Here is a 24,011-nt window from a genome sequence, read left to right as displayed (position 1 = left end):
CACATCCTTAATGAGTTTTGCTGCCCAGGGTGACGACCCCGTCTGCGCGTTCGTGGCCGAGCCAACTGGTCCATCCCAGCCGACAGGCGTTTTGTTCGCCGATGCGCAACTCACGAATTTCTTCGTGGCGCAGCACCAGCCGTATGTCGTAATCAAGCGGGTCGCGTAAGGTGAATCGCACCAGCGCGCACAGCGGCTGATAACCGAAACCGATCGGCAGGAACTCGTGAAAACGCTGCCAGTCGAGTTGGCGAATGTGGATACGGAATTTGCCGCTGCGATCACGCACGCGTTCCCCCAACACCACGCTTTCACCGAGCAAGGTGTTGGCCAGCCCCAGGCAATTGCGCTGCTCGTTGAGGATCTCGACGCGGCGTTCGAGGCACTGCTCGATGGTCAACTCTGCGTGTTTGAAGTAGTAACGCAGCACCGCTTCGATCAAGGCCGCCGAGTGCGCACGCAAGCTCAACAAACCGAGGTATGGCAACAGGCGCTTCCAGTTCAGTTCTGTGGCGAGGCGGATTTCTTGGCCGCCCAGGCCGATCAGTGCAAACAGTTGCTCGGAAAACGGATCGATCGCGCCGCTTTCGAAGCTGGCGCGGTAGCGATACTTCTTCCAGATCGGCAGCATCAGCCGTTGCAGGCGATGGTGAAACACGTCCAGGAAGTTGCGGGTCGGGTTGCCATCCTCGCTATCGCCCAGTGCCTGCTCGCCATAGAAGGCCGGCAGCGGCGAGCCGGCGCCCACCAGACCAATCAGGTTGAAGCGCAGGCGCGCGCGCATCTGCCCGTGCTCATGGAAAAACTCCACACGATCGACGTCACTGCCGGGGAAGCCGAGACTCGGGTTGGCCTGGAACTCCAACTGGTCATAGAGCTCATCCTGACTCAGATACGGGTGCGCCTCGCGCAGCCGGTCAATCACCAGCAGCACGGCCTGAAACAGTGAGTACTCGCGTATGCCTCGGCTCAGCGCGCTTAAAGAAGCGGCTGGAGGCCCATGCGGGGTGTCCATTGGTACACCTCTCCCTGTGTGCTTTTTACCCGCAGTTCGTGAAACGAATTGAGACTGGCGTAAAGCGCGAAGAACTCGTTGAGAACAGAGGCGAACACGAACAGGTCGCCCTCACCGATATAGCCTTGTGGGTCGATGGTCAGTTCGGTGCGCAGGCCACGTACCGGTAGCCCGCGATGCAAGCGGTCGACATGGTGGTGCTTGATGGACTTGAGTCCGCCGAGCAGGCACTTGCTGACCTTTTCAGCCTGCTGATCGTAGTAACGCGGCAAGTCATAGGTTTCGAGAATCACCTTCAAGGCGTTGACGTCGGCCAGTGACAGGTAGTTGAGCGACATATTGCTGATCAGCTTCCACAGAAAATCCCGGTTCAGCGGCGGCGCAAAGCTCGACGTGGCCAGGGTGATATTGCGAAAGCTTAGAAATTCAGGGGTTTTGTCGCACGACAGGTTGATGTCGCCCAGCTTGAGCTTGCGCGGCAGATTCTGATTGGTGCACATCAGCTCGATCGACAAGGTTTCATCAGTTCCGGTGTCGCTGGTGCCGAAGCTCAGGTAGCTGTCGAGGCCGTCGTGCAACATCGAGGAACGTTGACGGAGGCTGTAATGCGGACGGCTGTTGGGCACGTCGAAGCTGGGGTCGTGCTCGAATGATTCGAAGGGCACGTATTCCCGATAACCGACACCGCCAGCCTTCCAGCCGATGACGGCCTCCACGGAGAACACGCCGCAATCTTCCAGGCCGTGCCGGGAGGGCAGCAGTAGATATTCGTCCTGCTTCCCGTCGAGGCGAATCGGCAACGCGTCATGTTTGAACAGGTTGACGATAGGCGTGCAGTGCAACTTCACGTTGTCCAGGGTCGGGCGCATGCGCAGCAAGCCGCTCTTGCGGATATCGAAGCGCAATTCCACACCGCGTAGCTGCTTGAGGGTGTCTTCCGGCAACGCGTTGAGCTGGTCGAGACCGTTGACGTCGACGAAGAGGAACTTGTCCTGAAAGGCGAAATATTCCTGCAGATAGCGGTAGCCGCGGAAGGTATTCAGCGGATAGGGGATCAGCGCCTCCTCTTCGGCAAAGCCCACCGGCTGCACACGGTTGCCAGGCACTTTGAACGCCATCGGTTGACCGTTCACACCAATGATCGGTTTGCCGGAACCGTCCAGGGGCACCATCTCGATCCCGGCCAGATTGCGCAACAGGCTCAGGTAGAGCATCTGGCTGATATAGCGCTCACCGGCAAAATGCAGACGCACTCGATTCAATTTCAACTCGCCGAGGTGGCCGTCTGCACTCACCTCCAGACGCAAGCTCAACAGCGAACCGTCGCCCTTGACCGAATACGTCAACGCGGTCAGGCGCAGCGCCTGTATCTCGGTCGGATAGCAGGTACGGAAACGGCAGCGCACATCGTTGACCGGCTGACTTTCAATCGGCGTATCGCGCTCGACCCTCATCGCCGGGCCGGCGTGTTTCAACGGGTCGAACTGTAGAATGCTGAAAGCCGGCAACGGCCGCATGTAGTTGGGCCACAGCAGTTGCATCAGGGAATGACTGAGCTCTGGCAACTCATCGTCGAGCTTCTGACGCAGGCGACCGGTCAGGAACGCAAAGCCTTCCAGTAACCGCTCCACATCCGGATCCCGCCCGGCCTCGCCGAGAAAAGGCGCCAACGCCGGGCTACGCTCGGCGAATCGACGACCCAACTGTCGAAGTGCGGTGAGTTCGCTTTGGTAGTAGTGGTTAAAGGACATGGGTTACCTGTCTTATTTATTCGTTTGATTTAACAATGCTGCGGGTCGCAACGGTTGCTACTAAACTCCGGAGCGTTCCGAACTAAACACTTTGCGCCAACTAAGGAACATGGGTTTCTTGAAAACCCCTCACAAAAAACAAAACAACAATGCGCGACAAATAAACGCACCAACCCAAGACATTTAGGCGTTCGACCCAGTGCAAAAAACGCCTTCAAACTTCACCAACCGTAAATATTTCAGGAAGAGCCAAAAGCACGATCACGGCCAGCACCCAAACCATCAAATAAATACAATTTCCACGCATACCACAAACCGACCAACCTCTTACAACACCAAACCCAATCGCAAACTGTAAAATGACAAAAGAAAAGACAACTATGGGGACAGACAGGGCGTAGCTATACGGTTCTACAAAGCCCAATTTAAAAACCGCATATATCTCGAACACCAAAAATGGCAACACAAGCACTACAGCCAAAACAATCATTAATTTAACTTTTAGTGCATAACTCATGGCCGCCCCTCAGCATAAATAACGTTAGCAAGCTCAAGCCAGTGCGTTTTTCATGATGCATCGCTGAGGCCTGGACAGTTCTGCAAGGCTCATCGAAAAACTTTCTGACGGCCAGATAAACAACAATTATTACAATCGAAAAAAAGCACTCCACCAGAAGTAAGCAAGAAATAAAAGCCAGCCAGCAAACCATTAATCCAAAACCTGCAACCTTCCCCCCTATCAAATAGATAAACCCATATAAAATCCACGATACACCATAGAAAATCATGAAAATAATAGGCGCCCACCCTACTAATCTTGCAACTTCAGTCTCAGTCTTCCTGTTGACGGTTCGCGATGCCCAAAGTGCAAATACAAAATAGGCAGCGACTCCAAATACTAATACGCACATCGGGAAAAACTGTTCCCACTCCCCAAATGTGATCGCCGGAGGCAGCAAGGCATCAGCAACAAGCAGCGGCGGTAATATAATCGCCGGCACCCATAGCGCACCTTTAAAATAACTTAAATATGTCATTTTACAACCGACCCCTAAGAACCTCATTATCAAACACCCACTACTCACCCCATCAATTTGCGGACGAATAACCGAATCAACAATTGAGATGATTTAACTCAACATAAGATTTAAAAAACTCGACCCAACCTGTAGGCGCTTCTTTTTGCTCGAGGTACCCGCGTCGTTCTTCATCGTTCAGCGTGGTCCAAAATGGAAGCCAGTGATTTTCCCACCAACAACCCATTTCGCCTTCCATTCGCCCAAGCTCTCCAGGATCCACTTCGGGAAATACTATCCAGGGGGGTACCGGACTCATTCGAGACTCGCATAGATGTTCGAGAAAATTTCCACTGTCAGTAATCAATACAAACACCCGTCCTCTAGACTCGGCATATCTACCAACAAACAGAGTCTCGCCAACACTATTTCGCAAAATATCGAAGCTAGACACACGCCCCAAACAAAGATCAAATCTGTGCCTGCCAATCAGAGCATATAACCTGTCAGTGCTCGGATCGTCTGGCATAAAAATAGCCCGACAGACATCTAGGCCATATTTAGTCATATCAGTGACAGCGGGGAATCCGTAAGACACCCGCAAGTCGGCTAACGAAAGTGAGGCTTGAAAATACTTGGAAAACCCTTGCATTTCACTTTCCACGCAGCCAACACTTTCTCCCTTCGACGAGAGAGTGCTAACTATTTTTCTAAAAATTGAAAACATACAAAACCTCTCAATTTTCGAATATATGGCCTGCCACCCAATCCGCACCAAAATAACCTACAGTGTCAAATACGATGCCGCCGAGACTTCTTCGTCACTGCTAAGACTCATCGAAAAAACCTTCTAACGACTAAATAAACAACTCCTGTTGCAATCGAAAAAAGTACCCCACAATTAAAAAATAAGGAATAAAACCCAACCAATAAACCATTAACCCCAAGCCGAAAACATCGCCAGCAACCAAATAAATCACCCCATACAAAATCCACGGCACGCCGTAGAAAGGTATGAAAACGATAGGAGCAAACCACACTAACCGTGCGACTTCAGCCTCAGTCTTTTTATTAATTATTCGTGACGCCCAAAGTGCAAAAACAAAACAACCAGCAACTCCAAACGCCAATACATACATCTGAAAAAACTGTTCTCCCGCTACAAATCTGGTCACAGGCGGCAGCAAAGCATCAGCGACCAGCAGAACCGGCAATATAATCGCCGGAGCCCACACCGCGCCTTTAAAATATTTTAAATATGTCATCTTACAATCTACTCATTTTGAGTTTCTGGCAGCGATTCAAAACAGATAGACCTCCAACGTTTATCATTCGGATTCAGCCTTAAGAAAAATCGTTCCACTCCTCTATCGGACGCATATCCAAGTGATCTTTTTTAATCTTTTCCTTAGCCACACCTCCCGGTGCAATCAGCGAAATTTTTAACATCTGAGATGACCAACCCCTTCATCATCGCGCAGGACAAAAAAATCGCTGAAGACTCCTGGCATTGCCAACGGTGCAACAAACGGCGCCGGTGTATGCGAACTCCCAATAATCACCGTCCCCGATCCCGCCGTAACCTTATTGCCATGCGTCCCCACGGAATCCACCGTCGCAGCCGGTTTGCCGTTAATAAAAACAGTCGCCGCCAACCCGCTGGACATCACCCCGCCGCACTCGGTGGCATCACCTTGGCGAGCAGCCGGCAGGCCGTCGAAAAATACGTCGCCGGAACCTTCGACGATCGGGTTGCTACCGTGGCCGGGGAGCGGGCAATCGGTAGGGTCGGTGACGCGGGCTGCGGGTTTGCCGGACATGGGGGCCACCTTAATTGACCTTGACTTGGCCACTGCCATCCAGGCATGCGGCGAAACTGACCTGGCGCTTGAAACCTTCAACTTCCAACAGACCTTCAATGCTGAAGGACAGGCGAAGCTGATCGTGCTCACGCGGCAGGGAAATGACACGCACATTGCTCAGGCGCGGCTCGTAGGCTTCGATGAAGTTTTCGATGGCCGTGCGCGCTTGACTCAGGGAGTCATGCAGGCTCAGGCGCATATCATTGAGATCGGGTAACCCATAGTCGGACAGCGTCTGCACGCTGCCCGCCCGGGTACTGAGCATCTTGGCCAGATGGGCTGCCACCGACGCCATGGCGGAAACCTCACGGCCCCAGCCGTCGCGCATGTTCGCGTCGCCGCCCAGGCGTTCGAAAAGGCTGCCGTATCCGCTCATGATTGGCCCCGTTTACTCTTTGTCCAACTTGCCGACCAGCGACAAGGTGAAATCAGCGCCCATGTACTTGAAGTGCGGGCGCACATTGAGGCTTACGCGGTACCAACCCGGCTCGCCCTCGACATCGCTGACGATGACCTGAGCGGCACGCAGTGGACGACGACCACGTACTTCGGCACTTGGGTTCTCCTGGTCGGCGACGTACTGGCGAATCCACTTGTTGAGTTCCAGTTCGAGGTCGGTACGTTCTTTCCACGAACCAAGTTGCTCGCGCTGCAGCACCTTCAAATAGTGAGCCAGGCGGTTGACGATCATCATGTACGGCAGTTGGGTGCCGAGTTTGTAGTTCAACTCCGCGGTCTTGCCTTCCGCGCTGATGCCGAAGAACTTCGGCTTCTGCACCGAACTGGCGGAGAAAAACGCCGCGTTGTCGGAACCCTTGCGCATGGTCAGGGAAATGAAGCCTTCCTCGGCCAACTCGTATTCACGGCGGTCGGATACCAGCACTTCCGTCGGGATCTTGGTTTCGATCTCACCCATGCTTTCGAAATGGTGCAACGGCAGGTCTTCCACCGCGCCACCGCTTTGCGGGCCGATGATGTTCGGGCACCAGCGGAACTTGGCGAAGCTGTCGGTCAGCTTGGTACCGAACGCGTAGGCCGTGTTGCCCCACAGGTAATGTTCGTGACTGTTGGCGACGGTCTCCTTGTACACGAACGATTTCACCGGGTTTTCTTCCGGGTCGTAAGGGTTACGCAGCAGGAAACGCGGTACGGTCAGGCCGATGTAGCGGGAATCTTCGGACTGGCGGAAGCTCTGCCATTTGGCGAACTGCGGGCCTTCGAAGTGATCTTTCAGATCCTTCAGGTCTGGCAGACCAGTGAAGCTTTCCAGGCCGAAGAATTGCGGGCCCGCCGCCGCAATGAACGGCGCATGGGACATGCAGGCAACACTGGAAACGTACTGCATCAGTTTTACGTCCGGCGAGCTCGGGGACATGAAGTAGTTAGCGATGATCGCGCCCACCGGTTGGCCACCGAACTGGCCGTATTCAGCGGTGTAGATGTGCTTGTACAAACCCGATTGCATGACTTCCGGCGAGTCGTCGAAATCGTCCAGCAAGTCGTCTTTGGAGACGTTGAGGATTTCGATCTTGATGTTTTCGCGGAAATTGGTGCGATCAACCAGCAGTTGCAGACCACGCCATGCCGACTCCAGGGACTGGAAGTCAGCGTGGTGGAGGATCTCGTCCATCTGCCGGCTGAGCTTGGCATCGATCTCGGCGATCATGCGGTCGACCATGGCCTTCTTGACCGGCTCACCGTTGTTCTGCGGTTTGAGCAGTTCTTCGATAAAGGCCGACACACCGCGCCTGGCGATGTCGTAGGCTTCGTCGTCCGGGGTCAGGCGGGTTTCGGCGATGATGCTGTCGAGAATACTGAGTTCGCCGCTTTCGACGTTTTTTTGCTTTGCTGCGCTAGTGCTCATAGTGTTGGCTTCCTTGGCGGATGGGGGCTCAGGCGTCTGGGGCTGCGGCGTCAAGGCCCAGCTCACTCAGCACGCGACCGCGGGATTCGTCGTCGGCGAGCACGCCTTCGATGGCTTTGCGGAACGCCGGCGCATTCCCCAGCGGCCCCTTGAGGGCCACCAGCGCGTCGCGCAGCTCCATCAGTTTCTTGAGCTCCGGCACTTGCTCGACCAGGCTGGCCGGATTGAAGTCCTTCATCGAATTGACGCGCAACTCCACAGCCAACGCGTCGGTATCACCCTCCTCCTGAAGACGGTTCGGCACGCTCAGCGTCAGTTGCAGCTCTTGCTTGGCCAGCACCTCATCGAAGGTGGTCTTGTCGATGCTGATCGGTTTGCGATCTTCGACTTTTCGCTCGTCCTTGCGATGGGTGTAGTCACCTACCGCCAGCAGTTTCAATGGCAGTTCAATCTCTTCCTGAGCGCCGCCAGTGGCGGGTTTGAAAGTGACGTTGATGCGTTCCTTGGGGGCTACCGAGCCTTCTTTGGCCATGGCTTTTCTCCTTGCTGTTGTGGCCGTGTGGCCTATTCGAGTACCACTTCGAGATCGAGATGGCACAGCCTGCGATAAATCTCTTCCTTGCGTTCGCGCACTGCGTGGTTTTGCGGCAACAACTCGCAGCAGCTATGCAGCAGGTGGAGTACTTCCAGCGCAAGGTCCGGCTCCCAGTCGTGCAGACCTGAGTCCTGTAATGTTTGGTCGAGCGTTTCGAGTTGGGTCTTGGCCAGTTCGTATTTCTTGGCCAGAAAGCAGAGGCGTGCCAGGGCGAACTGCCAGAAAAATCGCGCACGGCCGCCCTGGGCGTTCTGCAGGCCCTGCTTGAGTATCTGCACGGCAACCTTGAGGCCGTCCTTGCGCAATACCGGCAGGGCCTCTTCCAGCGCCAGCTCCCAGGCGGGTTGCGCATGCGAGACCTCCACCTTGCGCGGCGCGCTGGCAGTCTGCAGGTGTGGCATGACGTTGGCGTTGATCCAGGCGCGCGTGGCGGGGTCGGCAAAAGGCGCCCCGTCGTGAAAACGTAGTTCGATGATGCCGGGCAAACGTTGAATCAGCAGGGCGAAATGAATTTCCACTTCACGCATGGCCTGGTCGGCGTTCAAGCCTTGCAGGCACTCCCAGACCATGCGCTGTCCATCGAACCAGAATGGCGTCTTGGCCAGGCTCGCCTCGACTTCAACGATAAGATCGGCGTATGCCGCCTCTTTGTAGCGATCCTGGTAGGACTTGAGCTTGTCCGCCGGTAGCCCGCGCAATGCAGTGATGTGTTCGGCATTGCGCTCGGGCACCGCGTCGATGGGCAGCCACAACAGCGTGCGATTGAGGCGCAAGGCCCGCCAATCGGTAGCTTTCTGCTTGAGCCACCAGGCACACAATGGTCGTGCGCTGTCCTGTTGAGCGCGCAGCGCCTTGTGCGCGTCCTTTTCATTGTCGATCGGCGCTCCCACGGCGAACAGCTGGGTGGCTGCTTGCTTTACCTGCGCAACTGCCGTGCCGACCACGCCCGGCTCCGGTTGATTATCGGCAGCACGCTGGACCATGCCTTTCAGCCGACGCGAGATCGGCAAAAGCAGCGGGGCATCGTCGCCCAGATGCTGGGTGCAAGCGGCATCCAGCCCCTCAAGGTGCTCAACCAATCGACGGAACAGCGGCAGTTGTTCTTTGATCGCGATGTTTTCGTTCAGCACCTGCTCGAGGCGCGGCACGAGCCAGCTTATCGCGGCGCTGCGGGTTCGGGCTTTATAGGGGTGAATATCGGTCCAATGGTGCTCGCACAGGTAGTGCAAAAAGCCGAGCCCGGCCAACAGCCCCTGAAACGATTCGCGCTGGTACAGTGACCAGGTCAGCCACGCACCGACTCGCAGATCCTTTGATTGAGTGCGCAACAGGCTCTCACTGATCTCTCGAACTTTGAGCCAATCGATCTGACCACTTTCATGCATGGATTGGGCTTTGGCCAGTTCACTTTCCAGCGCTTCGTATTCGCTCGAAAAACGAACATCCTCGCCCGCAAAATTCTCTTGGGAAACAGAGACTTTTGCGAGTTCAAGATAATGAGCGGATAGTTTGCTGGAGTAGGACATCCCTGACCTTCAAGTTAATAAATCGTTGGGCAGCGCATTACGCGCCGGCCAAGCGACAGATGGAAAATATGATGTTTCAAACCATTCAACCCACACCTTTTCACCTACCCAGGATAATGAGCCTTTGCAAACGGTATTGAAGCGGTCGTAAAAATCACACATTCAGATAGCCAGAACTGATCAAAAAAAACACAGCGATTTGAACCGGCTCTACATAGTCATCAGGCAGTCGCACAATGCGCCTGAAACACCCTAGATAGAGCTATTGCAGCAAGAAAACCAGGCCTTTTATCCGTGGGATATACACCCCGCACTCATGTAAGCCTCATGTAAGCTATTCACCTGAGCATGGGTAGGATGGTTTCTCTACCGGGCCGAAGTCTACACTTGAAACCCAAGGTTCCGTAAATAAGAAACATCTTAAAAAGATGCGTGAAACTTCCTACAGCCACCCCAACCCCCATGATTCACCAATCAATCCACAATCACCATACATGGCAAGTTCTTGCACACCTATTTGTGGACAAACCTGTGGATACTTCTCTACAGACCTTATATTTACTGGCGCCCTGCCAAGTGCGCAAGAAGTTGCACACTACCGTGCAAGAAGTTGCCAGTTTTTAGGCCAAAAACTTAGAAAAACAACAGTGCATGCCACTGAGCTACAACTACACCACTGATTTAATTAGCAAATAAATTACATGGCACGATGTTTGATACTTCCGGCGAACCAACAGGCAATTTCGCCTGTTGGGTTTTCTCATTTTTCAAGTAAGGAGCATCTCCATGGCAACACCCGCTTACATGTCCATCACCGGCACCAAACAAGGCCTGATCACCGCCGGGGCCTTCACCGCCGACTCAGTGGGCAATACCTATCAGGAAGGCCACGAAGACCAGGTCATGGTCCAGGGCTTCAGTCACGAAGTGATCATCCCGCGTGATCCGCAGTCCGGCCAACCCACCGGTCAGCGCGTGCACAAGCCCGTCAAGATCACCAAGGTCTTCGACAAATCCTCGCCGCTGCTGCTGGCGGCCCTGACCTCCGGCGAACGCCTGAGCGAAATCACCATCCAGTGGTACCGCACCTCGGCGGCCGGCACCCAGGAGCACTACTTCACCACCAAGCTCGAGGACGCAATCATCGTCGATATCAAAGACCACATGCACAACTGCCAGGACCCGGCGAACGCGCACTTCACCCACCTGGAGGACGTCGCGTTCACCTACCGCAAAATCACCTGGACCCACGAAGTGTCCGGCACTTCAGGCTCCGATGACTGGCGCGCGCCGGTCGTTGCCTAAGCCTGGCTGACCCCTGCGGGACATCGGCCAGCCGCACTGGCCGATGTCGTTTTTTCGCTGCATGACAGAAGGAAAAAAGGATGTTCGCACCCGCCAACCAGACCCACTTCCGCCTCATCCTCAAGGGGCTGAAATACGAGCTTAAAGTCCTTTCCCTCACGGGGCGCGAAGCCATCAGCCAACCCTTCGCGTTCGACATTGAACTGGTCAGCGAACACCCGTCGTTCGACCTCGAGGCACTGTTGCACAAGCCCGCGTTTTTGCAGCTGGCACCGGACGGCCGCGGCGTTCATGGCCAGCTTCATCGCGTGGCCCAGGGCGACGCCGGCAAGCGCCTGAGCCGCTATTCGGTGACCCTGCGCCCGCAACTGGCGTACCTCGCGCACCGCTTCAACCAGCGCATCTTCCAGAACCTCAATGTGCCCAGCATCATTGCCCAGGTTCTCGAAGAACATGGCATCCAGAGCACTGCCTACACCTTTCACCTGGGCACGACGTATCCCACACGGGATTACTGCGTTCAATACGACGAATCCGACCTGCATTTCATCCAGCGCCTATGCGAAGAAGAAGGTATTCACTACCACTTCCAGCACAGCGCCACCGTCCACACCGTGGTGTTCGGCGACGACCAGACGGTGTTCCCGAGACTCGCCCCCGTGGCCTACCAGCAAGACGCCGGCCTGGTGGCCAGCGAGCCGGTGGTCAAGCGCTTCGACCTGCGCCTGGAAACCCGCACCAGCCGGACCACCCGCCGCGACTACAACTTTGAAATCCCGCGCGTCACCCTCGAAGGTGACGAGCGTAGCGACGCCCTGCCCGACCTCGAAGACTACGACTACCCCGGCCGTTTCCACGACAGCCAACGCGGTAGACACCTGGCCAAACGCGCCCTCGAACGCCACCGCAGCGACTACCAGCTCGCCGAAGGCAAAAGCGATCAACCGTTGCTGCTCAGCGGCCACTTCCTGCCCCTGACCCACCACCCCAAAGCCCGCTGGAACGACCTGTGGCTGCTCACCGAAGTCCTCCACGAAGGCAAACAGCCCCAAGTCCTCGAAGAGTCCATCACCAGCTACACCACCGACAATAAGGACGATTTCCACCAGGGCTACCGCAACCGTTTTCTCGCCACGCCGTGGGACGCGTTCTACCGCCCACCGCTGAACCATCCCAAACCACGCATCCTCGGCAGCCAAAGCGCCGTGGTCACCGGCCCCGAAGGCGAAGAAATCCACTGCGACGAACACGGCCGCGTCAAAGTGCAATTCCACTGGGACCGCGAAGGACGGGGCGACGACAAAAGCAGCTGCTGGCTGCGTGTTTCCAGCAGTTGGGCCGGCGCCCGCTACGGCGGCATCGCCATCCCCCGCGTCGGCATGGAAGTGCTGGTGACCTTCCTTGAAGGCGACCCCGACCAACCGCTGATCAGCGGTTGCCTGTACCACAAGACAAACCCCGCCCCCTACCCACTGCCGGCGAACAAAACCCGCACCGTATTCAAAACCCTCAGCTCACCGGGCGGCAGCGGCTTCAACGAACTGCGCATCGAAGACAAAAAAGGCGCGGAACAAATCTTCCTGCATGCCCAGCGCGATTGGGACGAAAACATCGAGCACGACCAAAAGATCCGCGTCGGCAACGAACGCCACGACACCGTCGAGAAGAATGCCTACAGCGAATTCAAGGCCGAGGAACACCACACCGTCCACGCCGACCGCAAAGTCCAGGCGCGGGCAGACGACCACCTCACGGTGGCGATGGATCAGCACGTCAAGATCGGCGCGGGGCAGTTCGTCGAAGCGGGCCGGGAGATACACCTGAGCAGCGGGCTGAAGGCGGTGCTGGAAGCGGGTATAGAACTGACGCTCAAGGCCGGCGGGAGCTTTATCAAAATCGATCCCAGCGGCGTGTGGATCAGCGGCCCGGCGACGAATCTGAACTCCGGGGGCAGCCCTGGCAGCGGCACGGCGGCGGCGCCGTTGTTGCCGGGACTGTTGAAGGCCGCGGATGCGGATAAGGCGGGAGAGTTGTTGGTACCCGCCTTGCGTCAGAGCCTGCTACGGGCAGCCACAACAGCTCAGCCGGTCTGCGAGATCTGCCAGAAGCCGGGAGCGGAAAAATGACGCACAGCACCTCACGTTATTTGCTTCTGGACGGGGCAAAGATAGAAAACCTGTCGGGCCACCTGTACAGACTGGAAGGCAACCCGACGTTCGAATGGCTCTACCTGACGACGCCCTACAAGGCGGTATTCGATATTGGCCCTGTTCTGGTCGTCCTGCGCGCCAACAGCCCTCTGGAACAGATGTTCACGGCGCACTGGCAACACGATGCCGGGCTCATGCTCGAAAGTGACGCCCCCATGCAATCACTGGCTGAACATTTGCGCAGCCTGATTCACGCGCGAGTAAGCGGTGATGTTTCGTTACTGTTTCGCTTTTACGACCCGCGTGTCCTGCGTCATTGGCTGCCCGCTCTCGATGCCAATGAAAGGGACTGCAAGATGGGCCCGATCAACCGTGTACGCCTGCCCGCAACGGAAGATCAGGAGGAACACTGGATCGTTCGCGCACACCGGCAAAACGCCGAGCACTATGGCGAGCGTCCGTGGCTGTACCTCGACGAGCAACAGCTCCAACACCTTAACCAAGCCCAGTTGGAAGCCTTCGACCAGCAATTGCTGGGGCATGTACGCACCTACTTTCCCGAATGCCTGACACAACGCTCGACCGCCGAACAACTGGCGTGGGCGGCAGCGTGCCGCGAAGGGGCCGCCCGTTATGGATACTCGAGCCCCAGCGAAGTCACGCGCTGGGCGGCATTGGTGGCAGCCCACGGCACAGCGTTCGCGCAAGCGCCCGAACACCAGGTTTATCGCGACCTTCTCCAACAACCATCGCTCAATGCCACACAACGCCTGGATGCCTTGCTGGAAGAACTGCATCGCCATTGGTTACTGACTGATAAAGAGTCCTTTTCATGACCGTCCAACCACTCAATAAAAACCGCAACCTGGCCGCTGCCGATCAGGCCGCGCAGTGTCAGTTCGGCCACGAAGACCTGTCGAGCCCGGTTGCCGCCTGCCCCGCCCGCCAGCCTGAAGTCTTTGTGGTTCCCGCTCGTTACGCCATGGCCGAACAGGCCGCCGAACATGCGGACTTCCAGCCTTCCAGTCCACCCCAAAGCCATCCGATGGGACTGCGCCGCTTGCGTGCCGGCTACTTGTACCTGTGGCACGCCGACGGACCACTGGCCCGTTATGCCGTAGCGGTTGATGGCCTGCTGGTGGAACAACCGCTGACGCAACCCCATGCAGCCATCGTGAGAGGAGAAAAGGCCGGGATCGCTTTGAACAAGAGCACCGATGCCTGGATGCTCTACAGCGAAATGCCGTTAAGCAACGATGCCTGCGAACGCCTGAAAAAAAGTGACGAACGACGTATACGCATGCGCCAGGTAGGCCTCGTCGATGTCGCCAAACGCCTTTCGGCCCGGCACTGTCCACCGCTCGAACAGGCTTCAGCACTGGTAGCCGAACTGATGCCGACAGTGCGCGATAAAGCCCTGGCACACGACTATCAGCACAACGGTGCGACCTACCGTGAAGACCTGAAAACGCTAGGCAACGTGGTCCACGACAACCCAACGCAAGACAACATCAAGGCCTTTTCTGCCCTGTCCCAGTCACTGCGCGAACGCGAAGAGGCGGCTGGCGCACAACCACCGGGAGAGCCCCTGGTCGAACCCGGCGTCTGGAGCGCCTGCCCTTGGGAAGTCGACGCCACCCAGGCATGGCTCGATGCAGCCAAGCGCCAGGCGGCCGCGCTGTATGCCGTGTTCGCCGCCCTCGACGATGACCTGGGCGTGCTGCGTGATATCAATCATGAGCAAGAGTCGGTCGAAGCGGGTCATGAACAATGGGTGGGTGATAACAACCTGCGGCTGAGCGTCGGTGGTTTTGTACGCAGCCTGGTCAGCGAAGACGGGGCCGAATTGGCGGGTATCCTCAGCTACCGTTACAAGGAGTACGACATTACCCTCACGCCGGAGCAGGGCCAGGTGATGCTCGATGCACAGCATCAGCTGGATGCCGAACTCAAGGCTGAAACCCTGGCCCGCCAATACGGCGGTCACCCTGACCGAAACGCGGCCGCAGCGCGTGATGCACGTATCGCCGCTATCGTGGCGCCGGTACGCGCCTTTATTCCGGCGCAGTTGTACAACGAGGCTGAATACGTGGTGCGCGAATACCGTGCCGAAAAACAAGCCAACCTCAACAACGACACCTTCAGCGCCAAGGTGAGTCAGTACATCGATCTGGAGGCGATGAACACCTGGCTCGATACAACCGCGCCCTTGCATTTCGAGCAGATCGAACAACGCCATCAAGTCCTGTTCAGCGACCGAGAGGTGTACCTCAAACGCTCGAGCACCGGCACTTGGTTTGTCGATTACCACGACATCGACACTCGACACTGGTTGACCGAAATGGCCCTCGGTTGCCTGAGCGCCCAATGCATTCGTGCCCAGGGCGCCGAGCAATACGCCAACTACGTGCGGGCGGCCGATGGCGGTGCGTTGACCCAACTGTTCCGTGCCTGGACCCCCTCCCTCGACGCAGGCCTCAACCACACGACGCGCCTGGGCGAACTGATGACAGCGCTGGCGTCCGAAAACATCACCGCGACCTATCAAGCCCTTGCGCCGCTGACCGCGCCCGTTCTGGACGACCTGGCGGCCATGGCCCGCGACGCCAACAGCCTATGGAGCGTGCTGGTCAACCGGCTGGCGGCGGCGTTGCTGTTGCTCAACACTGATAAAACGTTCAGCAGCGCCTGGCTCGGCATTTTCGTCACGGCTCGTTTGGGCAGCGACACGCGTGTCGAGGAGCTGATTAAAAATGGCCGACCGTTCTGGGCGTTGCTGGGACAAAAAGCCGAAGGGCTGACCCGCTGGGCAACCGCCACGGGAAGAGCCATTGGCGCCGGACATGTAGCCGGTATCACCAACTCCACCTTTGTGACCAATAGCGGCGGACTCGTTCCCCTGGCGGCCTTGCTGCTGAATACCCTCAACGCGGGTATTCAGTTGGGTCAGGTCGGGACCTTGGAGGGGATGGGCAGCCAGCGAAAGAACGATACGGTTTCCGCGTCGTTGTATGCGGGGGCGGCGTTGGTGGCGGTGATTGATAGTCAGGTGCGGTTAGGGCTGAAGAAAAACAGTTTCCTTTTCCTTAATTCTAGGGCCCCAACGCTCACTCTGTTTGGTGGAGTAATTGGTGGGTTATCAGCCTATGCAGCTGTAAAAGACTCTAGATCTCTGCAGAGCCAACTGGAGCAGGCGCGAACGCATATCGATCCGTGGCTGGAGATGCGTAAGGATGTGGTTACGGGCCAGGTTGCGGCTTATGGGGCTCAAGCACTGTTGGGCATAGTGCAAACAGCCAGAGCCTTGGCAGGTTTAGTGACGGTCGAAGCCGCCATCCTGCGCTATACGTTATTCATGGGCCCGCTGAACTGGATCATTGCCATACTGGGTGTCCTGTATCTGATCACCTGGTTCTTTCAGCAAACGCCCTTGCAAAACTTCCTCAACTTCTGCTGCTGGTCAAAAGCGCGGGCAGGCAATCTGAGGCCTATCGCAGCTCAGGCGCAACAAGACGAGCTCAATCAACTCTACAGCATCCTTTACACACCGCGGGTCAGCATAGAGAGCCGCTCGGTGACGATGCCATCCAATGGGTACTCTGGGCTAACCTTCGTGAGTTCTATCGAGGCCCTGACCATCGACTTGCCGGGAGCAGAGCCTGGCAGCGCCTACCTGGAACTGGCCCTGATCGGTGACCCCGTCGATAGCCAAGCGTACAGCGCCCTGTTCAAAAACAGTCCGACCAATAACTTCCTCCCACCCACGCCATGGCGGGATATGGCGCCTCACTGGCTGCCGAGCAGCACCTGTATGTGGATACCGGCCAAGGAAGGCCAAGGCTTACGCCTGAGTGGCCCGTTCAACACGGAGCCAGGTGTCCTAGACTCGAAGCCCCGCACCATTTCACTGCGATTGCGCTACCGCACGCCTTTGACGGCATTGCTGGGCGCCAACAGCTTTATCGGCGGAGAACGGGGCGTCGCCTTTACCCTCAGCAATAACGCGGGCGTCATCATCCTGCGAGACGACCCCACACCTGAACTCGACCGCGCGCCCTTCTATCGGCTCGGCGAAGGCTATCCCAACGCGATTTATCTGCAACCGGAGGAAAAACCATGAGCACGCCATCGGCAGGCACCACTCAAAAACGGTTGTTGTCGCGCAATGATTATCTGGCGCCACTGCCCATTCCCACAGGTGAAAAACCGTGTGATGTGCTCAACACCATCTGGCGTAAGAACGATGTGTTTGTCGACATCGGCAATTACAGCATCGGAGCGGCGGTGATGATGCTTTGGTCGATGGTGGTGCTGTTTGCATTCATGGGATATCTGTTCAGGAATGACCAGGACGATGCACACATATTTGCGATCATGACCACCTGCGTCATTGGGATTCCTACCTTGTTTTTAATCCAGGGCCTATTCCGCGAAGTCCCCTTACCCGTGCGCTTCAACCGCCAACGCCGAGAGGTCTGCGTCCCGCGAGGAGACGATGAATATTGGATTGTTCCCTGGGAAAGCGTGACAGCGGCAGCCACGCAACAATCCTCGGTCAGCCAGGCAGGCAGGGCCACGATGGGGCTGCTAATCATCGGCTTTGAGAACCCGGACCCGCAGGCTAAAGACGACAACAAGCATTTTTCCTTTGGCTTCAATTGTGGTGGCGGTACCACGGCCATGGCGTTGTGGGAATGCATCCGCAGTTATATGGAAATTGGGCCGCAGGCGGTGCCTGACAGCCAAGTCGGCATACCACGCTACGAAGAAACGCAAATCGGCTCGATCATCACCGACCTGCGCAAAGGCGATCTTATAATGGTTGTTTGGGGGATATTCTGCATCACGATCCTGGGCACTTATTTGGCGGAGAAGCTGCAGAATTTAAAGCTGTCGCACCCACCTGAACTGCCCTATCCCGACATCATCGAATGGTCCAAACCACTCCCACCAGAACAGTGGGCCAAACGCTCCGCAGCACTGGAAACCGCCATCGCCAAACGTGAAGCCGAATTGGCGGTACAGACGGCTCAAGCGTCGGAGGACAGGCCATGAGCACGCCACCCGCAGGCACCACTCAAAAACGGTTGTTGTCGCGCAATGATTATCTGGCGCCATTGCCCATTCCCACAGGCGAAGAACCTTCTGATGTGCTCAATACCATCTGGCGTAAAAACGATGTGTTTGTCGACATTGGTAATTACAGCATCGCATCTGCGGTGATGACGATTTGGCCTGGTGTGATGGTGTTTTTAGCCATGTCTTACTTCACCCGAAATTTCATCCCCGACTTCAGTCAGAACATTTTGATGTTGGGCTTAATTATCATGGCTCTTCCTGTTTTTTTTTTAATCCAGGGCCTATTCCGCGAAGTCCCCTTACCCGTGCGCTTCAATCGCCAACGCCGAGAGGTCTGCATCCCACGAGGAGAGGATGAATATTGGATTGTTCCCTGGGAAAGCGTGACAGCAGCAGCCACGCAACAATCCTCAGTCAGCCAGGCCGGCAGGGCCACGATGGGGCTGCTAATCATCGGCTTTGAGAACCCGGACCCGCAGGCTAAAGATGACAACAAGCATTTTTCATTTGGCTTCAATTGTGGCGGCGGTACCACGGCCATGGCGTTGTGGGAATGCATCCGCAGTTATATGGAAATTGGGCCGCAGGCGGTGCCTGACAGCCAAGTCGGCATACCACGCTACGAAGAAACGCAAATCGGCTCGATCATCACCGACCTGCGCAAAGGCGATCTTATAATGGTTGTTTGGGGGATATTCTGCATCACGATCCTGGGCACTTATTTGGCGGAGAAGCTGCAGAATTTAAAGCTGTCGCACCCACCTGAACTGCCCTATCCCGACATCATCGAATGGTCCAAACCACTCCCACCAGAACAGTGGGCCAAACGCTCCGCAGCACTGGAAACCGCCATCGCCAAACGTGAAGCCGAATTGGCGGTACAGACGGCTCAAGCGTCGGAGGACAGGCCATGAGCACGCCACCCGCAGGCACCACTCAAAAACGGTTGTTGTCGCGCAATGATTATCTGGCGCCATTGCCCATTCCCACAGGCGAAGAACCTTCTGATGTGCTCAATACCATCTGGCGTAAAAACGATGTGTTTGTCGACATTGGTAATTACAGCATCGCATCTGCGGTGATGACGATTTGGCCTGGTGTGATGGTGTTTTTAGCCATGTCTTACTTCACCCGAAATTTCATCCCCGACTTCAGTCAGAACATTTTGATGTTGGGCTTAATTATCATGGCTCTTCCTGTTTTTTTTTTAATCCAGGGCCTATTCCGCGAAGTCCCCTTACCCGTGCGCTTCAATCGCCAACGCCGAGAGGTCTGCATCCCACGAGGAGAGGATGAATATTGGATTGTTCCCTGGGAAAGCGTGACAGCAGCAGCCACGCAACAATCCTCAGTCAGCCAGGCCGGCAGGGCCACGATGGGGCTGCTAATCATCGGCTTTGAGAACCCGGACCCGCAGGCTAAAGATGACAACAAGCATTTTTCATTTGGCTTCAATTGTGGCGGCGGTACCACGGCCATGGCGTTGTGGGAATGCATCCGCAGCTATATGGAAATTGGGCCGCAGGCGGTGCCGAAAGCGGCTGCACTTAACGCAGGCGAGAGTCTGCGTTTCTACATTGACTACATGAGGGATAAGGCCAAAACCCGCGGCTGGATTCTGACGTTACTGTGGGATGGAGTCTTCGGCATGTTTATTTTTAACGCACCTTTGGCGCAATACCTGCAAAGGAAAAAACTGTATCCGCCACCCGACCTGACGTATCCGGCCATCATCGAATGGTCCAAACCATTGCCACCCGAACAGTGGGCCAAGCGCTCCGCAGAACTGGAAACCGCCATCGCCAAACGTGAAGCCGAATTGGCTGTCCAGACGACTCAAGCGTCAGAGGACAGGCCATGAGCACGCCACCGGCAGGCACCACTCAAAAGCGGTTGTTTTCGCGCAATGATTATCTGGCGCCATTGCCCATTCCCACAGGCGAAGAACCTTGTGATGTGCTCAACACCATCTGGCGTAAGAACGATGTGTTTGTTGACATCGGCAATTACAGCATCGGTTCGGCGGTGATGGTGATTTGGCCAATATTGGTTATTTTCTTGGGACTGGCATATGCATTAAATGACCCTGATGCACTCATCGTGGGGGCGTGTATTACAGGCATCCCCATCTTGTTTGTAATCCAGGGCCTATTCCGCGAAGTCCCCTTACCCGTGCGCTTCAACCGCCAACGCCGAGAGGTCTGCGTCCCCCGAGGAGACAATGAATATTGGATTGTTCCCTGGGAAAGCGTGACAGCAGCAGCCACGCAACATTCCTCGGTCAGCCAGGCCGGCAGGGCCACGATGGGACTGCTGATCATCGGCTTTGAGAACCCGGACCCGCAGGCTAAAGACGACAACAAGCATTTTTCTTTTGGCTTCAATTGTGGCGGCGGTACCACAGCTATGGCGTTGTGGGAGTGCATCCGCAGCTATATGGAAATTGGGCCGCAGGCGGTGCCGAAAGCGGCAGCACTTAATGCAGGTGAGAATCTGCGTTTCTACCTTGACTACATGAGGGATAAGGCCAAAACCCATGGCTGGATTCTGACCCTGCTGTGGGACGGCATACTCGGCGTATTTGTTTTCAACGCACCTTTGGCGCAGTACCTACAAAGAAAGAAACTGTATCCGCCACCCGACCTCACTTATCCGGCCATCCTCGAATGGTCCAAACCGTTGCCACCCGAACAGTGGGCCAAGCGCTCCGCAGAACTGGAAACCGCCATCGCCAAACGTGAAGCCGAATTGGCGGTACAGACGGCTCAAGCGTCGGAGGACAGGCCATGAGCACGCCACCGGCAGGTACCACTCAAAAAAGGTTGTTTTCGCGCAATGATTATCTGGCGCCACTGCCCATTCCCACAGGTGAAAAACCGTGTGATGTGCTCAACACCATCTGGCGTAAGAACGATGTGTTTGTCGACATTGGCAATTACAGCATCGGAGCGGCGGTGATGATGCTTTGGTCGATGGTGGTGCTGTTTGCATTCATGGGATATCTGTTCAGGAATGACCAGGACGACGCACACATATTTGCGATCATGACCACCTGCATCATTGGGATTCCTACCTTGTTTTTAATCCAGGGCCTATTCCGCGAAGTCCCCTTACCCGTGCGCTTCAACCGCCAACGCCGAGAGGTCTGCGTCCCGCAAGGAGACGATGAATATTGGATTGTTCCCTGGGAAAGCGTGACAGCAGCAGCCACGCAACATTCCTCGGTCAGCCAGGCCGGCAGGACCACAATGGGACTGCTGATCATCGGCTTTGAGAACCCGGACCCGCAGGCTAAAGACGACAACAAGCATTTTTCCTTTGGCTTCAATTGTGGTGGCGGTACCACGGCCATGGCGTTGTGGGAGTGCATCCGCAGTTATATGGAAATTGGGCCGCAGGCGGTGCCGAAAGCGGCAGCACTTAATGCAGGTGAGAATCTGCGTTTCTACCTTGACTACATGAGGGATAAGGCCAAAACCCGTGGCTGGATTCTGACCCTGCTGTGGGACGGCATACTCGGCGTGTTTGTTTTCAACGCACCTTTGGCGCAGTACCTGCAAAGAAAGAAACTGTATCCACCACCCGACCTCACTTATCCGGCCATCATCGAATGGTCCAAACCGTTGCCACCCGAACAGTGGGCCAAACGCTCCGCAGCACTGGAAACCGCCATCGCCAAACGTGAAGCCGAATTGGCTGTACAGACGGCTCAAGCGTCAGAGGACAAGCCATGAGCACGCCACCGGCAGGCACCACTCAAAAACGGTTGTTGTCGCGCAATGATTATCTGGCGCCATTGCCCATTCCCACAGGTGAAAAACCGTGTGATGTGCTCAACACCATCTGGCGTAAGAACGATGTGTTTGTCGACATTGGCAATTACAGCATCGGTTCGGCGGTGATGGTGATTTGGCCAATATTGGTTATTTTCTTGGGACTGGCATATGCATTAAATGACTCTGATGCACTCATCGTGGGGGCGTGTATTACAGGCATCCCCATCTTGTTTGTAATCCAGGGCCTATTCCGCGAAGTCCCCTTACCCGTGCGCTTCAACCGCCAACGCCGAGAGGTCTGCGTCCCACGAGGAGACGATGAATATTGGATCGTTCCCTGGGAAAGCGTGACAGCAGCAGCCACGCAACAATCCTCAGTCAGCCAGGCCGGCAGGGCCACGATGGGGCTGCTAATCATCGGCTTTGAAAACCCGGACCCGCAGGCTAAAGACGACAACAAGCATTTTTCCTTTGGCTTCAATTGTGGTGGCGGTACCACGGCCATGGCGTTGTGGGAATGCATCCGCAGCTATATGGAAATTGGGCCGCAGGCGGTGCCGAAAGCGGCTGCACTTAACGCAGGCGAGAGTCTGCGTTTCTACATTGACTACATGAGGGATAAGGCCAAAACCCGCGGCTGGATTCTGACGTTACTGTGGGATGGAGTCTTCGGCGTGTTTATTTTTAACGCACCTTTGGCGCAATACCTGCAAAGGAAAAAACTGTATCCGCCACCCGACCTGACGTATCCGGCCATCATCGAATGGTCCAAACCACTGCCACCCGAACAGTGGGCCAAGCGCTCCGCTGCATTGGAAACCGCCATCGCCAAACGTGAAGCCGAATTGGCTGTACAGACGGCTCAAGCGTCAGAGGACAAGCCATGAGCACGCCGCCGGCAGGCACCACTCAAAAACGGTTGTTTTCGCGCAATGATTATCTGGCGCCACTGCCCATTCCCACAGGTGAAAAACCGTGTGACGTGCTCAACACCATCTGGCGTAAGAACGATGTGTTTGTCGACATTGGCAATTACAGCATCGGTTCGGCGGTAATGGTGATATGGACGATGGGGGTGTTCTTTGCGCTTATGAGTTACATCACGCCTCACCCTCTAATATGGGGCGGAGGGCTAATCATCGTGGGCATCCCCATCTTGTTTGTAATCCAGGGCCTATTCCACGCAGTACCTTTACCCGTGCGCTTCAACCGCCAACGCCGAGAGGTCTGCGTCCCCCGAGGAGACGATGAATATTGGATTGTTCCCTGGGAAAGCGTGACAGCAGCAGCCACGCAACAATCCTCAGTCAGCCAGGCCGGCAGGGCCACGATGGGACTGCTGATCATCGGCTTTGAAAACCCGGACCCGCAGGCTAAAGACGACAACAAGCATTTTTCCTTTGGCTTCAATTGTGGTGGCGGTACCACGGCCATGGCGTTGTGGGAGTGCATCCGCAGTTATATGGAAATTGGGCCGCAGGCGGTGCCTGACAGCCAAGTCGGAATACCCCTCTATGAAGAAACGCAAATCGGCTCGATCATCACCGACCTGCGTAAAGGCGATCTGATAATGGTTGTATGGGGGATATTCTGCATCACGATCCTGGGCACTTATTTGGCGGAGAAGCTGCAGAATTTAAAGCTGTCGCACCCACCTGAACTGCCCTATCCCGACATCATCGAATGGTCCAAACCACTCCCACCAGAACAGTGGGCCAAACGCTCCGCAGAACTGGAAACCGCCATCGCCAAACGTGAAGCCGAATTGGCGGTACAGACAACTCAAGCATCAGAGGACAGGCCATGAGCACACCCCCCGCAGGCACCACCCAAAAACGGTTGTTTCCGCGCAATGATTATCTGGCACCACTGCCCATTCCCACAGACGAAGAACCGTGTATTGGATCATTACGTGATCGAGTAGAAACCGCTGGAGCTGCTTTCGAGTTTGTGGCTGCCGCTGCTGATAGTGACGTTATGATTGACGAATCCGAGGCTCTACGAGCCTTGGGTAAGTTGTTAAGAGTAGATCATGGCTGGCCAGCTTGAGTGGCATCGTAGGCTCGTGTGAA

The 24,011-nt window shown here is 56.0% G+C and carries 23 protein-coding genes; 12 read left to right on the top strand and 11 right to left on the bottom strand.

Going from position 1 to position 24,011, the window contains the following annotated elements; all coding sequences use genetic code 11:
• Positions 1-7: 7 nt before the first annotated feature.
• From tssG to tssA, 11 genes are all read right to left on the bottom strand, one after another.
• The gene (tssG, locus tag BLR63_RS03715) at positions 8-1,015 is read right to left on the bottom strand and encodes a type VI secretion system baseplate subunit TssG (RefSeq protein WP_010565809.1); all 1,008 of its coding nucleotides are present in this window, start codon (positions 1,013-1,015) and stop codon (positions 8-10) included.
• Positions 979-2,766: a type VI secretion system baseplate subunit TssF gene (tssF, locus tag BLR63_RS03710; protein WP_010565810.1), complete on the bottom strand. Its 1,788-nt coding sequence runs from the start codon at positions 2,764-2,766 to the stop codon at positions 979-981. The genes tssG and tssF overlap by 37 nt, the downstream gene beginning before the upstream one ends.
• Positions 2,767-2,980: 214 nt before the next feature.
• Positions 2,981-3,283, bottom strand: coding sequence for a hypothetical protein (locus BLR63_RS03705; RefSeq protein WP_042947047.1), 303 nt, complete (start codon positions 3,281-3,283; stop codon positions 2,981-2,983).
• Positions 3,261-3,803, bottom strand: coding sequence for a hypothetical protein (locus BLR63_RS03700; protein ID WP_081480374.1), 543 nt, complete (start codon positions 3,801-3,803; stop codon positions 3,261-3,263). Before BLR63_RS03700 ends, BLR63_RS03705 begins: the two co-directional genes overlap by 23 nt.
• Positions 3,804-3,879: 76 nt before the next feature.
• Positions 3,880-4,509 (bottom strand): hypothetical protein, encoded by a 630-nt coding sequence (locus BLR63_RS31050; protein ID WP_130926165.1) that lies wholly within the window; start codon positions 4,507-4,509, stop codon positions 3,880-3,882.
• Between the two features lie 130 nt (positions 4,510-4,639).
• Positions 4,640-5,047, bottom strand: coding sequence for a hypothetical protein (locus BLR63_RS03695; protein ID WP_010565813.1), 408 nt, complete (start codon positions 5,045-5,047; stop codon positions 4,640-4,642).
• Between the two features lie 177 nt (positions 5,048-5,224).
• The gene (locus tag BLR63_RS03690) at positions 5,225-5,602 is read right to left on the bottom strand and encodes a PAAR domain-containing protein (RefSeq protein ID WP_010565814.1); all 378 of its coding nucleotides are present in this window, start codon (positions 5,600-5,602) and stop codon (positions 5,225-5,227) included.
• A 10-nt stretch (positions 5,603-5,612) separates the two neighbouring features.
• Positions 5,613-6,020 carry a type VI secretion system baseplate subunit TssE gene (tssE, locus tag BLR63_RS03685; RefSeq protein ID WP_010565815.1) on the bottom strand — a complete coding sequence of 136 codons (408 nt, stop codon included), beginning with the start codon at positions 6,018-6,020 and terminating at the stop codon, positions 5,613-5,615.
• Positions 6,021-6,032: 12 nt separating this feature from the next.
• A complete protein-coding gene (gene tssC, locus BLR63_RS03680) occupies positions 6,033-7,508 on the bottom strand; it encodes a type VI secretion system contractile sheath large subunit (RefSeq protein ID WP_010565816.1) in 1,476 nt (491 codons plus the stop codon).
• Between the two features lie 28 nt (positions 7,509-7,536).
• Positions 7,537-8,040 carry a type VI secretion system contractile sheath small subunit gene (tssB, locus tag BLR63_RS03675; RefSeq protein ID WP_010565817.1) on the bottom strand — a complete coding sequence of 168 codons (504 nt, stop codon included), beginning with the start codon at positions 8,038-8,040 and terminating at the stop codon, positions 7,537-7,539.
• 32 nt (positions 8,041-8,072) lie between these two features.
• Positions 8,073-9,629 (bottom strand): type VI secretion system protein TssA, encoded by a 1,557-nt coding sequence (tssA, locus tag BLR63_RS03670; protein ID WP_010565818.1) that lies wholly within the window; start codon positions 9,627-9,629, stop codon positions 8,073-8,075.
• A 786-nt stretch (positions 9,630-10,415) separates the two neighbouring features.
• Here tssA and BLR63_RS03665 point away from each other — a divergent pair.
• The 12 genes from BLR63_RS03665 to BLR63_RS31040 all read left to right on the top strand — a co-directional run bounded on the left by BLR63_RS03665 (position 10,416) and on the right by BLR63_RS31040 (position 23,988).
• The gene (locus BLR63_RS03665) at positions 10,416-10,934 is read left to right on the top strand and encodes an Hcp family type VI secretion system effector (protein ID WP_010563421.1); all 519 of its coding nucleotides are present in this window, start codon (positions 10,416-10,418) and stop codon (positions 10,932-10,934) included.
• 80 nt (positions 10,935-11,014) lie between these two features.
• Positions 11,015-13,060, top strand: coding sequence for a type VI secretion system Vgr family protein (locus tag BLR63_RS03660; protein WP_083365928.1), 2,046 nt, complete (start codon positions 11,015-11,017; stop codon positions 13,058-13,060).
• Positions 13,057-13,920 carry a DUF4123 domain-containing protein gene (locus BLR63_RS03655; RefSeq protein ID WP_010568065.1) on the top strand — a complete coding sequence of 288 codons (864 nt, stop codon included), beginning with the start codon at positions 13,057-13,059 and terminating at the stop codon, positions 13,918-13,920. The genes BLR63_RS03660 and BLR63_RS03655 overlap by 4 nt, the downstream gene beginning before the upstream one ends.
• A complete protein-coding gene (locus tag BLR63_RS03650) occupies positions 13,917-17,204 on the top strand; it encodes a toxin VasX (RefSeq protein WP_010568064.1) in 3,288 nt (1,095 codons plus the stop codon). Before BLR63_RS03655 ends, BLR63_RS03650 begins: the two co-directional genes overlap by 4 nt.
• On the top strand, positions 17,201-18,139 hold the full coding sequence (locus tag BLR63_RS03645; protein WP_083365927.1) for a hypothetical protein: 939 nt from the start codon (positions 17,201-17,203) through the stop codon (positions 18,137-18,139). The genes BLR63_RS03650 and BLR63_RS03645 overlap by 4 nt, the downstream gene beginning before the upstream one ends.
• Complete coding sequence (locus BLR63_RS03640) at positions 18,136-19,077, top strand: hypothetical protein (RefSeq protein WP_083365926.1); 942 nt, start codon at positions 18,136-18,138, stop codon at positions 19,075-19,077. The genes BLR63_RS03645 and BLR63_RS03640 overlap by 4 nt, the downstream gene beginning before the upstream one ends.
• Positions 19,074-20,024 (top strand): hypothetical protein, encoded by a 951-nt coding sequence (locus BLR63_RS03635; RefSeq protein ID WP_083365925.1) that lies wholly within the window; start codon positions 19,074-19,076, stop codon positions 20,022-20,024. The genes BLR63_RS03640 and BLR63_RS03635 overlap by 4 nt, the downstream gene beginning before the upstream one ends.
• The gene (locus tag BLR63_RS03630; RefSeq protein WP_010567629.1) at positions 20,021-20,953 is read left to right on the top strand and encodes a hypothetical protein; all 933 of its coding nucleotides are present in this window, start codon (positions 20,021-20,023) and stop codon (positions 20,951-20,953) included. Before BLR63_RS03635 ends, BLR63_RS03630 begins: the two co-directional genes overlap by 4 nt.
• Complete coding sequence (locus BLR63_RS03625; protein ID WP_010567628.1) at positions 20,950-21,897, top strand: hypothetical protein; 948 nt, start codon at positions 20,950-20,952, stop codon at positions 21,895-21,897. Before BLR63_RS03630 ends, BLR63_RS03625 begins: the two co-directional genes overlap by 4 nt.
• Positions 21,894-22,826, top strand: a complete 933-nt coding sequence (locus BLR63_RS03620; RefSeq protein WP_010567627.1) for a hypothetical protein — start codon at positions 21,894-21,896, stop codon at positions 22,824-22,826. The genes BLR63_RS03625 and BLR63_RS03620 overlap by 4 nt, the downstream gene beginning before the upstream one ends.
• Positions 22,823-23,746 (top strand): hypothetical protein, encoded by a 924-nt coding sequence (locus tag BLR63_RS03615; protein ID WP_010567626.1) that lies wholly within the window; start codon positions 22,823-22,825, stop codon positions 23,744-23,746. The genes BLR63_RS03620 and BLR63_RS03615 overlap by 4 nt, the downstream gene beginning before the upstream one ends.
• Positions 23,743-23,988: a hypothetical protein gene (locus BLR63_RS31040; RefSeq protein ID WP_130926150.1), complete on the top strand. Its 246-nt coding sequence runs from the start codon at positions 23,743-23,745 to the stop codon at positions 23,986-23,988. Before BLR63_RS03615 ends, BLR63_RS31040 begins: the two co-directional genes overlap by 4 nt.
• Positions 23,989-24,011 lie beyond the last annotated feature (23 nt).

This window comes from Pseudomonas extremaustralis (assembly GCF_900102035.1).
In the GTDB taxonomy this organism is placed as follows: Bacteria; Pseudomonadota; Gammaproteobacteria; order Pseudomonadales; family Pseudomonadaceae; genus Aquipseudomonas; species Aquipseudomonas extremaustralis.
Note: the sequence above shows the minus strand (reverse complement) of the source record. Positions and strands in the feature narration are given on the sequence as shown.